This window comes from Pseudomonas lalucatii (assembly GCF_018398425.1).
Lineage (GTDB): Bacteria > Pseudomonadota > Gammaproteobacteria > Pseudomonadales > Pseudomonadaceae > Aquipseudomonas > Aquipseudomonas lalucatii.
Genome location: NZ_JADPMV010000001.1, coordinates 764855 through 778865 on the forward strand (window position 1 = coordinate 764855; position 14011 = coordinate 778865).

The 14011-nt window shown below is 65.2% G+C and carries 5 protein-coding genes; 2 read left to right on the top strand and 3 right to left on the bottom strand.

The features are described 5' to 3' along the window. Positions 1–85 precede the first annotated feature (85 nt). Positions 86–1102: a DUF2804 domain-containing protein gene (locus I0D00_RS03355; protein ID WP_213638341.1), complete on the bottom strand. Its 1017-nt coding sequence runs from the start codon at positions 1100–1102 to the stop codon at positions 86–88. Between the two features lie 129 nt (positions 1103–1231). Next, positions 1232–3358: a DNA helicase RecQ gene (recQ, locus tag I0D00_RS03360; protein ID WP_213638342.1), complete on the bottom strand. Its 2127-nt coding sequence runs from the start codon at positions 3356–3358 to the stop codon at positions 1232–1234. Between the two features lie 309 nt (positions 3359–3667). Between recQ and I0D00_RS03365 the strand changes: the two genes are divergently transcribed. Both I0D00_RS03365 and I0D00_RS03370 read left to right on the top strand, forming a co-directional pair. Then, on the top strand, positions 3668–4255 hold the full coding sequence (locus I0D00_RS03365) for a UPF0149 family protein (protein ID WP_213638343.1): 588 nt from the start codon (positions 3668–3670) through the stop codon (positions 4253–4255). Between the two features lie 11 nt (positions 4256–4266). Continuing rightward, positions 4267–4668 carry a YbaN family protein gene (locus I0D00_RS03370; protein WP_213638344.1) on the top strand — a complete coding sequence of 134 codons (402 nt, stop codon included), beginning with the start codon at positions 4267–4269 and terminating at the stop codon, positions 4666–4668. Positions 4669–5039: 371 nt separating this feature from the next. Here I0D00_RS03370 and I0D00_RS03375 read toward each other — a convergent pair whose 3' ends face one another. Then, positions 5040–13682 (bottom strand): retention module-containing protein, encoded by an 8643-nt coding sequence (locus tag I0D00_RS03375; RefSeq protein ID WP_213638345.1) that lies wholly within the window; start codon positions 13680–13682, stop codon positions 5040–5042. Between the last annotated feature and the right edge of the window lie 329 nt (positions 13683–14011).

Consider the following 14011-nt stretch of genomic DNA (forward strand, 5'->3'; position numbering starts at 1 on the left):
GGGGGAACGGCTCTTTTAATCATAAAAACTAATAATTAGCCAGCTAATCATAACCCCACCCCGAGAGCAAGCCCTCACATGCGCTTCACCACTTCACATACTGGTCCTCGACGAAGCCCCACTGCCGCTCGATCACCACCGCGGCACGCCCCGGCGGCCGCAGGACGCCGCTGAACTGGCCGAATACCTGCTTGAAGTTGCTGGCCAGGACGCCCAGGTTCAGCCGCTCCTGATGCAGGCCTCGAGCCTCGAATCGCAGGGCTACCTGGCCATCGTGGGAGCTGATGTGCCAGGGCTGCAGCGGTTGCTCCCGGTCGAAGGCGAAGCGCACCGTGTCGACCTTGAGCAGTTCGCCATCGAGCCAGTAGCAGTTCTCGGTGAAGCTGGTCTCGTTGACCCCGCACGACAGGTTGAGGCCGACGCGCTGGCCTGCCGCCATACCGGACAGACAGGCCCAGTTCCAGTGGGTTTCCGGGCGCATGTAGCCGGCCGACCAGTCGTGGTGGGCGAAGGCGTCGATGGCGCCCAGGTCGAAGTCGCCCAGGCTGCTCTTCACCTGTCCACTGCAACGCACACCCGCCACTTTCTGCGCATAGACCCAGCCGTTCACCGCGGTCGGGGTATTGATGCACATGGGCTGAAAGGCCGGCGCGGTCTCGGAGAAGCAGGCGTCGATACGCATCCCGTCGTCCAGCTCGACCAGCAGGCGCTTTTCCTTCGGCTCTGCCCGGTTCTCCAGGCGCAACAGGTTGCGGCCGCTGCGCAACTCGCACAGGCCATCGTCGGGGCGTTGGGAAAAGCGCGTGCCCAGGCTCAGCGGCAGCTTGAACTGGCGCTCGATCATGCGCCCACTGGGCGGATGGAACAGGTAGACGAAGCCCATGCCGAGCAGGCTCAGGTTGGCCAGGGCGCAGCCGCCGATCAGCTGGTCGCTGATCAGGCCGAAGTACTGGAACTGATGAAAGCGCCGCCACTTGGCCAGAGCCCCCAGACGCCGCCCCATGGGCGAGCGGAAGGCGAAGTCGCGGTAGTTGATCAGCCCCGGGGCGGCGGCGAATATGCCGTAATGGGGTTGGCCATCGGCCTGAATCAGTCGTTCCATCGCAGGGTGCCTCAGGGAAAAACCCGGCGATGCTAGCACCGCCCCCCGCCCCCGGCACTGACCCTCTGCGCCATCGCCGGGGCAAAATCGGTCAGCCTGCGCGCCGCGCAGCGCCGAACCGTGGCGGCGTCAGAGCGCAAACTCGGCCTGCAGCGCGGCCCGCACGCAGTGCAGCACGCCCTCGTCCAGGCGCCCGGCGAACAGCGGGGCAATCGTCGCGACCGGAGGCAGCTCGCCCTCGCCGTCGAGGAAGGCGTCCTGCACCTCACCGAGCAGCTCCTCGGGCAGATCCAGCGCCTGCTCCAGCGACAGCTGTTGGCTGGCGACGGCCTCGGCCAGCAGGCTGTAGACGTTCTTCTCGCTGCACTTGAGCTGGCCGGCGATCTGCGTCGGCGTCATCCCGGCGCGGGCCAGGCTGACCAGCTCGTGGTGCAGATCGACCACCGCCGGTGGCGCTTCCGCGCCGCCGCCGAGCACCTCGAGGAAGGCCTCGCCGTAACGCTCCAGCTTGCGCGCACCGACGCCGCTGACCCGCGCCATCTCCACCAGGCTGCCGGGCTGGCTGCGCAGCATTTCCAGCAAGGTAGCGTCGGGAAAGATCACATAGGGCGGCACCCCGTGCTCCTCCGCCAGCTTGCGCCGCAGCGTCCGCAGCGCCTCCCACTGCTCGCGCTCCTCGCCTCGGACCAGCTGGCTGGCGGCACTGCTCGAACCCTTGGCGCTGTGCTGGGGCTTGAGGTCGCGGCGCAACTGCAGGCTCACCTCGCCGCGCAGCAGCGGCCGACAGCTGTCGGACAGGCGCAGGCCGCCGTAGCCCTCCAGGTCGACGTCGGCCAGCCCCCGGGCCACCAGCTGACGGAACAGCGAGCGCCACTCACCCTCGGCCAGGGCCTTGCCGACACCGAACACGCTCAGGTGCTGATGTCCGAGGCTGCGCACCTTGTCGTTGTCGCGACCGAGCAGCAGATCGACCAGATGGCCGACGCCATAGCGCTGGCCGCTGCGGTAGATAGCCGACAGGGCCTGGCGCGCCGGCTCGGTGGCGTCCCAGGTCTGCACATCGTCGCTGCAGGTGTCGCAGTGTCCGCAGGGCTGCGCCAGCTCCTCGTCGAAATAGGCCAGCAGCGCCTGGCGACGGCAGCGGGTCTCCTCGCACAAGGCGAGCATGGCGTCGAGCTTGTGCTGCTCGACCCGCTTGTGCCGCTCGTCGCCTTCGGAGTTGTTGAGCATCTGCTTGAGGAAGATCACGTCCTGCAGGCCATAGGCCATCCAGGCATCCGCCGGCAAGCCGTCGCGGCCGGCGCGGCCGGTCTCCTGGTAATAGGCCTCCAGCGACTTGGGCAGGTCGAGGTGGGCGACGAAGCGCACGTTGGGCTTGTCGATGCCCATGCCGAAGGCGATGGTCGCCACCATGATCAACCCCTCCTCGTTGAGGAAGCGCCGCTGGTGGTAAGCCCGCAGCTCGCTGGGAAGGCCGGCATGGTAGGGCAGCGCCGGGAAGCCCTGTTCGGAGAGGAAGGCGGCCACTTCCTCGACTTTCTTGCGCGACAGGCAGTAGACGATGCCGGCATCGCCCTTGCGGGCGGCCAGGAAGGCCAGCAACTGCTTGCGCGGCTGCTCCTTGGGCACGATGCGGTAGAAGATGTTCGGCCGGTCGAAACTCGAGAGGAAGCGCTCGGCCTGCTGCAGGTGCAGACGACTGACGATCTCCTCGCGGGTGCGCATGTCCGCGGTGGCGGTCAGGGCGATGCGCGGCACATTGGGGAACAGCTCGGCGAGCTGGCCCAGCTGCAGGTATTCCGGGCGGAAATCATGGCCCCACTGCGACACGCAGTGGGCCTCGTCGATGGCGAACAGGGCGATCTGCAGGCGCTGCAGAAAGGCCAGCATACGCGGTTGCACCAGGCGCTCCGGGGCCAGGTAGAGCAGCTTGATCTCGCCGCGCTGGATGCGCGCGGCGATCTCGCGCTGGGCCTCGGCGTCCAGGCTGGAATTGAGCGCCACCGCAGCCACGCCCAGCTCGCCGAGGGTGGCGACCTGATCGTCCATCAGGGCGATCAGCGGCGACACCACCACCGCCAGGCCCTCGCGCAGCAACGCCGGCACCTGGAAGCACAGCGACTTGCCGCCGCCGGTGGGCATCAGCACCAAGGCATCGCCACCGCTCGCAACCCGTTCGATGATCGCCCCCTGGTTTCCCCGGAAGGCATCGTAGCCGAAGACGTCTTTGAGGATGCGCTGGGCCTGTTCGAGCATAGAAACTCCATGTTGGCGGGGTCGGGCCCATCCCAGGGCCGCCCCCGAATCCGCCCACCGGCGTGGGCGCGACGCCATGGCGCCGTGACAAAGCCGCGCATTATACGCCAGCCACCGACCACACGGCCCCACGCCTATCGGCAACTCCGAGACCCACGCCGTCGACGCCGGCCGCCCAGCCTCCGCCAGCCCCCGGCTGCCGCGTTGCGGCGCCACCGGGGGGCGAAAAAAATCTGTCCGGCAAGCGCCTACGCAGGGTGATCCGGGCTAAAATTCAGCCTCGTATACTCCTTCAAGGTAGCCCCCACGATGTCCTTCGCCGAGCAACTGTCCCGCCTGCAAGCCTTCCTAGATGCCGATGAGCTGCACGAAGAGGCCCTGGACTACGTGGCCGCCCATGGCTACCTCACGGCGCTGTCGATCTGTTCGGAGCCGATTCCGGAGCGCGAGTGGATCGACGCCCTGTTCGCCGAACCGCCGCATTACCGCAGCGACGCCGAACGCGACGAGATCGAGGCGACCCTGCTGCAACTCAAAGCGCACATCGCCCGCCAGTTGGCCAGCGACGATGACCCGGAAATGCCCTGCGAGCTCGACCTGGGCGACGAACCGGACGACTCCGACCTGCGCGGCTGGTGCATCGGCTTCATGGAGGGGGTATTCCTGCGCGAAGCGACCTGGTTCGAGGACGCCGAAGACGAAGTCAGCGAGCTGCTGCTGCCGATCATGGTCGGCTCGGGGCTGTTCGACGAACAACCGGAGTTCGCCGAGATCGCCCGCGATCGCGATCTGGTCGACAGCATGGTCGAGCAGATTCCCGAGCTGCTGACCGCGCTGTTCCTGCTGTGCCACGCCCCGGAAGAGAAGCCGGCACTGCTCAAGCCCCGCCACCACTAAGCGGCGGCGCCATGGCGCACGGCGATATCCGCGAAAGCAACCACCGCAGCGTGCGCTATGCCCTGCTCGCGGTGGGCTGGCTGTGCGTACTGCTCGGGGTGATCGGCATCTTCCTGCCGGTGCTGCCGACCACCCCCTTCCTGCTCCTGGCTGCGGCCTGTTTCGTACGCAGTTCCAAACGCTTCTATCACTGGCTGGTGTGCCACCCGCACCTGGGCCCGTGGATTCGCGACTACCTCGAGGGCCAAGGCATCCCACGCCGGGCCAAGGCCTACGCCCTGACCCTGATGTGGCTGAGCATCGCGCTGTCCTGCTACCTGGTGCCACTGCCCTGGGCGCGCGCCTTCATGCTGACCAGTGCGGTACTGGTCAGCCTGTACATCCTCAAGCAGAAGACCCTGCCCAACCCCTGACACTCGGGCCACGCCTAGCCCCCAGCACCCGAACGAAGCCTGCCCTATGCCCACCACATACAGCGACGGCAGCGCATGACTGGATGGAGCCCGTACCTCACGGCCCGTGGCCGGCCTCGCGATGCTCCTTATCGGCCTGAGTAGTGCCGTGGCCAGTTGGGGCTTCGCTCTTGTCTTGCACAATATCGAGAATCGCTACGGCCAACTGTGCGCCTAAGCGATGTGTTGGGTCATGGCTTCGATCAGCGCTGCTCAGCATCAAGTAAGCTACAAGCCATGATCACGCAGCGTAAAGATCGTAAGCGCCTCTGGCGATACCTCAAAAGAAAGCCCGTCACGCTTGACGTAACGGGCTGGCTCTCACTAGCAAATCAGACCGTATCGACCTTCAGCGTACCGTCAGTGAGCATGTTGAGGATTACATCGGCTTCTGATCCAACCGAATAGCTAACGAACAAGTTGACGTCCTGCAGCACTACGGTCTGGTCGGGGCTGCCAAAACTCCCACCGCCCGAAGCATCGACCTTGATAACGGTATCCAGAGCCGCAGTACCGCCCAGAGTGGCCGTGGATATGTCGATATAGCTCAACAAATTGCCTATATCTCCAGGGCCTCCGTTCTCACCCTCCAGCAGTTGGGCAAGATCAAGCCGGTCGCCGCCCGTGTTGAAACCCTTGACGAAGTCGGTGATGGTATCGGTGCCGGCGTCACCTGCGAGCCATTTAAAGGTGTCGGAGCCGGCACCACCGGTCAGCGTGTCGTTACCCAGTCCGCCGATCAAGATGTCCTGGCCAACATGGCCGATCAGCGTATCGTCCCCAGCCAATCCGACTAGCGTTCCAGAAGTGCCGGGCGCGACCTGCAAGGTTTCCCCGCCGTCCGTTCCCGTCTGGAGGATGTGATTGTCTGGGCTTAGCTGGACGCGGATGCCCGCTGGAATACTAACCGAGTCCCCATCGCCATCGGTCAATGCCAGATCGAACTCCAGTTCTACCGCAGCCCCTGGTTCAAATGTGGAAGCACCAAAGCCACCCAGCTTGAACGTATCGCCGCCTGCATGGGACAGTTCCAAGGAGGTATATCCAGTCTCAGTGAAGGCGGCAATGGTCGTGAAAAGGGCAGGATTACTACCGCTGTCGCCTTGCACATTGCTGACCAATACATCGTTACCACTCTCAGTCACGGTAAAAGTGCGACCACCGACAATGACATTGACTACTCCTGCGACAATCACCAAGGCCGTTGCATTGTTATAACTGATCTGAACCCGCGTGATCTTGTCCGGCGTACCATCCCCGACGACATTGTTCCCGTTGTTGTCATCGAAGGCCTTAACCAGAACCGTCGAACCCGACGTACTGGTAATCACCGCAAAACCACCATTGACGGTGTTGTGGCCGCTGAACACATGGTCCTGGTTAGCAGCAATTGCGTAGTCCGCATCAGCAACGTTTTTCGCCGTATTGCCGCTCAGCCCCTTCACGTAATCGACGCGCACACCTTCGCCCGTTCCAACGCTATTGCCAGAACCCACACCACCGGCAATAGAACTGGTGTTCATGGTACTCCCGGACACACCGCCCACCATCGGAGTCAGCAGAACATCCTGCTCGCCGTTGGCATCCGTGGTAATGGTATCGTCGAAGTAGGCATAGGGATCATTCCCGCCATGGAACACGAACCCGGCATCGTTTACCGTGAACGATCCGACCCCGCCATCGACCTGCTTGAACAACTCGAACGAATAAGTGTCGTTAGCCTGCGACACTCCGGCATCCGGACTCAGCACCGAAACAAACACCTTATTGGCGAGTACCGTGGCACTCGATGCGTCCAACCCCGCATTAGGCATCGTGGTTGAACCCACGAGCGTTTGGCCATCCGCCGAAATATAGAGGTATATCTTCTGCAGACCCGATGTATAGCCACTGTCAGAGCCGTTCACCTCAGCAAACTTCAGGCTGCCCCCCTGGTTATCAGCCCCCATGTTGTCATGAATATCCTTGTCGACATCCAACTTAATCCCGGATACTGACTCGCCGACATTGTTCACTAGGAATGCATAGTCGGGAGTAATGGCGCTCGGCACGTCGTCGACGATGTCGACCGTGATGGTGCCGGTCGCGGTGTTGCCGTTGGCGTCCGTCACCTGGTAGGTGAAGCTGTCGCGGTTGTCCTCGGTGTTCGCGCCGTCGTTGGCATCCGGGAAGGTGTCGTACGGCTTGGTCAGGGTGTAGATGTAGCTGCCGTCCGGGTTGATCTGGATCGTGCCGTAGGTCCCCACCGCAGGGCTCAGCAGGCTGTAGCTGAGCGGGCCGAAGCCGCCCGTGCCGTTGAGCTGGTTGACCGCGTCCGTCTCGCCGGTGCTGCCCGGCAGGCTGCCGGTCACCGTGCCGGGCGCCAGGTCCTGGCCATCCTGGTTCAGGTCCAGGGCGTTCTCGTAGACCAGCGCGTCATTGTCGTCCGGCGCCATCAGCCCGCTGTCGTTCAGGTTGATCGTCAGCGTGGTGGTCGACAGGTCGCCGTCACCGTCCTTGATGGTGTACACGAACACGTCGCTGGCAGCGCTGTCGATCGCGTTCGCGTTCGACTGGTAGCTGTACGAGCCGTCCGCCTGCAGGGTCAGGGTGCCGTGCGCACCGACGATGGCCAGGCCCACGCCCGTCAGCACCGCGCTGGTGCTATCGCCACCGGCGGCCCGCACCCCTACCACGCCGCCACCGGCGGCATAGCCGTCGGCACCGGCCACGTCGTTGCTCAGCACGCCGGCGGCGGCATTCACCGTCAGCAGGGCGCCCTCGTTCACCGTGTTGCTGTCGACATGCGCCGTCGGCACGTCGTCGACGATGTCGACCGTGATGGTGCCGGTCGCGGTGTTGCCGTTGGCGTCCGTCACCTGGTAGGTGAAGCTGTCGCGGTTGTCCTCGGTGTTCGCGCCGTCGTTGGCATCCGGGAAGGTGTCGTACGGCTTGGTCAGGGTGTAGATGTAGCTGCCGTCCGGGTTGATCTGGATCGTGCCGTAGGTCCCCACCGCAGGGCTCAGCAGGCTGTAGCTGAGCGGGCCGAAGCCGCCCGTGCCGTTGAGCTGGTTGACCGCGTCCGTCTCGCCGGTGCTGCCCGGCAGGCTGCCGGTCACCGTGCCGGGCGCCAGGTCCTGGCCATCCTGGTTCAGGTCCAGGGCGTTCTCGTAGACCAGCGCGTCATTGTCGTCCGGCGCCATCAGCCCGCTGTCGTTCAGGTTGATCGTCAGCGTGGTGGTCGACAGGTCGCCGTCACCGTCCTTGATGGTGTACACGAACACGTCGCTGGCAGCGCTGTCGATCGCGTTCGCGTTCGACTGGTAGCTGTACGAGCCGTCCGCCTGCAGGGTCAGGGTGCCGTGCGCACCGACGATGGCCAGGCCCACGCCCGTCAGCACCGCGCTGGTGCTATCGCCACCGGCGGCCCGCACCCCTACCACGCCGCCACCGGCGGCATAGCCGTCGGCACCGGCCACGTCGTTGCTCAGCACGCCGGCGGCGGCATTCACCGTCAGCAGGGCGCCCTCGTTCACCGTGTTGCTGTCGACATGCGCCGTCGGCACGTCGTCGACGATGTCGACCGTGATGGTGCCGGTCGCGGTGTTGCCGTTGGCGTCCGTCACCTGGTAGGTGAAGCTGTCGCGGTTGTCCTCGGTGTTCGCGCCGTCGTTGGCATCCGGGAAGGTGTCGTACGGCTTGGTCAGGGTGTAGATGTAGCTGCCGTCCGGGTTGATCTGGATCGTGCCGTAGGTCCCCACCGCAGGGCTCAGCAGGCTGTAGCTGAGCGGGCCGAAGCCGCCCGTGCCGTTGAGCTGGTTGACCGCGTCCGTCTCGCCGGTGCTGCCCGGCAGGCTGCCGGTCACCGTGCCGGGCGCCAGGTCCTGGCCATCCTGGTTCAGGTCCAGGGCGTTCTCGTAGACCAGCGCGTCATTGTCGTCCGGCGCCATCAGCCCGCTGTCGTTCAGGTTGATCGTCAGCGTGGTGGTCGACAGGTCGCCGTCACCGTCCTTGATGGTGTACACGAACACGTCGCTGGCAGCGCTGTCGATCGCGTTCGCGTTCGACTGGTAGCTGTACGAGCCGTCCGCCTGCAGGGTCAGGGTGCCGTGCGCACCGACGATGGCCAGGCCCACGCCCGTCAGCACCGCGCTGGTGCTATCGCCACCGGCGGCCCGCACCCCTACCACGCCGCCACCGGCGGCATAGCCGTCGGCACCGGCCACGTCGTTGCTCAGCACGCCGGCGGCGGCATTCACCGTCAGCAGGGCGCCCTCGTTCACCGTGTTGCTGTCGACATGCGCCGTCGGCACGTCGTCGACGATGTCGACCGTGATGGTGCCGGTCGCGGTGTTGCCGTTGGCGTCCGTCACCTGGTAGGTGAAGCTGTCGCGGTTGTCCTCGGTGTTCGCGCCGTCGTTGGCATCCGGGAAGGTGTCGTACGGCTTGGTCAGGGTGTAGATGTAGCTGCCGTCCGGGTTGATCTGGATCGTGCCGTAGGTCCCCACCGCAGGGCTCAGCAGGCTGTAGCTGAGCGGGCCGAAGCCGCCCGTGCCGTTGAGCTGGTTGACCGCGTCCGTCTCGCCGGTGCTGCCCGGCAGGCTGCCGGTCACCGTGCCGGGCGCCAGGTCCTGGCCATCCTGGTTCAGGTCCAGGGCGTTCTCGTAGACCAGCGCGTCATTGTCGTCCGGCGCCATCAGCCCGCTGTCGTTCAGGTTGATCGTCAGCGTGGTGGTCGACAGGTCGCCGTCACCGTCCTTGATGGTGTACACGAACACGTCGCTGGCAGCGCTGTCGATCGCGTTCGCGTTCGACTGGTAGCTGTACGAGCCGTCCGCCTGCAGGGTCAGGGTGCCGTGCGCACCGACGATGGCCAGGCCCACGCCCGTCAGCACCGCGCTGGTGCTATCGCCACCGGCGGCCCGCACCCCTACCACGCCGCCACCGGCGGCATAGCCGTCGGCACCGGCCACGTCGTTGCTCAGCACGCCGGCGGCGGCATTCACCGTCAGCAGGGCGCCCTCGTTCACCGTGTTGCTGTCGACATGCGCCGTCGGCACGTCGTCGACGATGTCGACCGTGATGGTGCCGGTCGCGGTGTTGCCGTTGGCGTCCGTCACCTGGTAGGTGAAGCTGTCGCGGTTGTCCTCGGTGTTCGCGCCGTCGTTGGCATCCGGGAAGGTGTCGTACGGCTTGGTCAGGGTGTAGATGTAGCTGCCGTCCGGGTTGATCTGGATCGTGCCGTAGGTCCCCACCGCAGGGCTCAGCAGGCTGTAGCTGAGCGGGCCGAAGCCGCCCGTGCCGTTGAGCTGGTTGACCGCGTCCGTCTCGCCGGTGCTGCCCGGCAGGCTGCCGGTCACCGTGCCGGGCGCCAGGTCCTGGCCATCCTGGTTCAGGTCCAGGGCGTTCTCGTAGACCAGCGCGTCATTGTCGTCCGGCGCCATCAGCCCGCTGTCGTTCAGGTTGATCGTCAGCGTGGTGGTCGACAGGTCGCCGTCACCGTCCTTGATGGTGTACACGAACACGTCGCTGGCAGCGCTGTCGATCGCGTTCGCGTTCGACTGGTAGCTGTACGAGCCGTCCGCCTGCAGGGTCAGGGTGCCGTGCGCACCGACGATGGCCAGGCCCACGCCCGTCAGCACCGCGCTGGTGCTATCGCCACCGGCGGCCCGCACCCCTACCACGCCGCCACCGGCGGCATAGCCGTCGGCACCGGCCACGTCGTTGCTCAGCACGCCGGCGGCGGCATTCACCGTCAGCAGGGCGCCCTCGTTCACCGTGTTGCTGTCGACATGCGCCGTCGGCACGTCGTCGACGATGTCGACCGTGATGGTGCCGGTCGCGGTGTTGCCGTTGGCGTCCGTCACCTGGTAGGTGAAGCTGTCGCGGTTGTCCTCGGTGTTCGCGCCGTCGTTGGCATCCGGGAAGGTGTCGTACGGCTTGGTCAGGGTGTAGATGTAGCTGCCGTCCGGGTTGATCTGGATCGTGCCGTAGGTCCCCACCGCAGGGCTCAGCAGGCTGTAGCTGAGCGGGCCGAAGCCGCCCGTGCCGTTGAGCTGGTTGACCGCGTCCGTCTCGCCGGTGCTGCCCGGCAGGCTGCCGGTCACCGTGCCGGGCGCCAGGTCCTGGCCATCCTGGTTCAGGTCCAGGGCGTTCTCGTAGACCAGCGCGTCATTGTCGTCCGGCGCCATCAGCCCGCTGTCGTTCAGGTTGATCGTCAGCGTGGTGGTCGACAGGTCGCCGTCGCCGTCCTTGATGGTGTACACGAACACGTCGCTGGCAGCGCTGTCGATCGCGTTCGCGTTCGACTGGTAGCTGTACGAGCCGTCCGCCTGCAGGGTCAGGGTGCCGTGCGCGCCGACGATGGCCAGGCCCACGCCCGTCAGCACCGCGCTGGTGCTATCGCCACCGGCGGCCCGCACCCCTACCACGCCGCCACCGGCGGCATAGCCGTCGGCACCGGCCACGTCGTTGCTCAGCACGCCGGCGGCGGCATTCACCGTCAGCAGGGCGCCCTCGTTCACCGTGTTGCTGTCGACATGCGCCGTCGGCACGTCGTCGACGATGTCGATGACGATGCTCGCCGGCGCCGAACTGGCTGTGCCATCCGACACCGTCAGGCTGAACACATCGCTTTCGATGCCGGGACCGTCGGTGGTCGCGCTCGTCAGCTGGTAGGTGTAGCTGGCCACTCCCGTCGTGCTGTCGTAGGCGGTGACCGTCAGCGTACCGTGGCTGCCGGCAAACACCGAACCGGCCAGGCTGCCTAGCGCCACCGTAACGCCGTTGATGGTGACGCTCTGCAGGTCATCCAGCCCATCGGCATCGCTGAGGGTGAAGATGCCACTGGCAAACTCGCTGTCGCTGGCCGCGTCCGAACCGCTCGGCAGGCCCGCCTCGAAGACCTGATCGTTGGCCCCGCCGTTCCCCGGGTCGACCGTCACCCTCGGCACATCGTTGGCACCCGTGATGGTGATGGTCAGCGTCGCCGTGGCGGTGTCGCCGTCGGCATCGCGCATGCTGTAGGTGAAGGTCTCGGTCAACGTCTCGCCACTGTCCAATGCCTGAACCGCCGAATGCGCGTTGTTCAGGGTGTAGCTGTAGGTGCCATTACCGGTATCGGTGAACGTGCCGAAACTAGCCGCCGTGCTGCTCCAGGACACGAAGCTGGTCGGGGTGTCGGCACCCGGCTGACCGTTGGCGTGCAGGTCGTTGCTCAGCACGTTGCCGGTAATCGGCGCCAGCGTGTCTTCGGCGATGCTGTTGCTGTCATCCACTGCATTGGGCAGGTCGTCGACGATCTCGATGACGATGCTCGCCGGCGCCGAACTGGCCGTGCCATCCGACACCGTCAGGCTGAACACATCGCTTTCGATGCCGGGACCGTCGGTGGTCGCGCTCGTCAGCTGGTAGGTGTAGCTGGCCACTCCCGTCGTGCTGTCGTAGGCGGTGACCGTCAGCGTACCGTGGCTGCCGGCAAACACCGAACCGGCCAGGCTGCCTAGCGCCACCGTAACGCCGTTGATGGTGACGCTCTGCAGGTCATCCAGCCCATCGGCATCGCTGAGGGTGAAGATGCCACTGGCAAACTCGCTGTCGCTGGCCGCGTCCGAACCGCTCGGCAGGCCCGCCTCGAAGACCTGATCGTTGGCCCCGCCGTTCCCCGGGTCGACCGTCACCCTCGGCACATCGTTGGCACCCGTGATGGTGATGGTCAGCGTCGCCGTGGCGGTGTCGCCGTCGGCATCGCGCATGCTGTAGGTGAAGGTCTCGGTCAACGTCTCGCCACTGTCCAATGCCTGAACCGCCGAATGCGCGTTGTTCAGGGTGTAGCTGTAGGTGCCATTACCGGTATCGGTGAACGTGCCGAAACTAGCCGCCGTGCTGCTCCAGGACACGAAGCTGGTCGGGGTGTCGGCACCCGGCTGACCGTTGGCGTGCAGGTCGTTGCTCAGCACGTTGCCGGTAATCGGCGCCAGCGTGTCTTCGGCGATGCTGTTGCTGTCGTTTACTGCGGCGGGCCCATCATCATTCACGACGACACTAAGAAACGCCGTCGGCGACACATCCCCGTCGTTGTCGAACACCCGCACCGCAAAACTCTCCCCCACCTGATCACCCGCACCGGTGGCATTGGGGTTGCTATGGTCGAGGGTGTTACCGGTCAGCGTGTAGGTCCAGTTGCCGGCAGCGTCCACCGTCAGAATGCCGTATTGGCCTTGCACCACGCCGCCATTGGTGACGTCGATCCAGTTGCCGTTGACATCGAGTACCTGCAATGCGGAAACGCCGTCCGGTGACGTGACGATCAGTCGTCCACTGGCCTGCTCGGCCGGGCTGCCCGGGTTGCTGCCATTGCTCAAGGCTTGTTCATCGACCAGCGCCGGGCCGCTAATCACCGAGCCGCTGAAGTCCTGGTGTTCGACCTCGACTTCCGGAGTGGCATCGGGGGTGAGCGGCGGCTCGTCCGCAAGCTCGAGTGGCTCGGGATCCGGATCGGGGAACTCCGGACCCGACGCGATGCCGGCCGTCGGGAAGCCGATAACCGGCTCGAGCACCTGGGCGGTCTCGTCCAGCAGGACGAAACTGTGCCCGCCGCCACCGCCAGCGCCGGCGGCGCCTCCCGCACCGGGACCGGCCGCAGTTGCCTCACCGGCCACTGTCGGGTCCACCCCGGCCTCGATCGCGGCTTGCAACTGCTCGACATCGCTCAGGTCTTGAGTACTGGGCGCGGCGGACGCCGGCTGCTGCCCAGACGCCGGCTGATCGGCCGAATACGCCAGCAATTGCTCATTGAGGTTGAGGCTGCTGTCACGCCCGAGGGTCAGTTGCTGACCGTTGCTCAAGGTTACTGCGACGGCGCCGCCGGACCCGGTTACCAGCTGTTCGCCGGCATAGACCCGGTCGCCCTCGAAAAGTGGTCGACGTGATCCATCGCCCGCTACTGCAAAGACCTCGCCGACAACCTGACTGACGACACCAATCAAAGTAGCCATGATTCCTTCCTCACTACAGCTGTCGACCACCGCCGACACGTTTCAAAAAGGGTCGGAACACCTTCTCGAACATGGAGCGCGTGTAAAACTGATAGTGAAATGAGAGGCGTACATGGCCTACAAACAAACCGATACAACACGAAATATCACGCAGCCAGCGTCCCGCTACTCCATCAGAATCATCTCCGCCCTATGCAACTACAACTGTGTTCGCCCGCCATCTTGCGGCATGCATAGGCCTCTTGAGCGCCGTTTACATGCCTCTTGAATGAAAACACTGGGATGCTTTCCTCGAAATGCATAAGACTTTTTCCTCATAACCCTTGTGC

Coding starts and splice junctions, on each gene's coding strand:
- I0D00_RS03355 (WP_213638341.1), bottom strand. CDS start 1,102: ATGGAACGACTGATTCAGGCCGATGGCCAACCCCATTACGGCATATTC.
- recQ (WP_213638342.1), bottom strand. CDS start 3,358: ATGCTCGAACAGGCCCAGCGCATCCTCAAAGACGTCTTCGGCTACGAT.
- I0D00_RS03365 (WP_213638343.1), top strand. CDS start 3,668: ATGTCCTTCGCCGAGCAACTGTCCCGCCTGCAAGCCTTCCTAGATGCC.
- I0D00_RS03370 (WP_213638344.1), top strand. CDS start 4,267: ATGGCGCACGGCGATATCCGCGAAAGCAACCACCGCAGCGTGCGCTAT.
- I0D00_RS03375 (WP_213638345.1), bottom strand. CDS start 13,682: ATGGCTACTTTGATTGGTGTCGTCAGTCAGGTTGTCGGCGAGGTCTTT.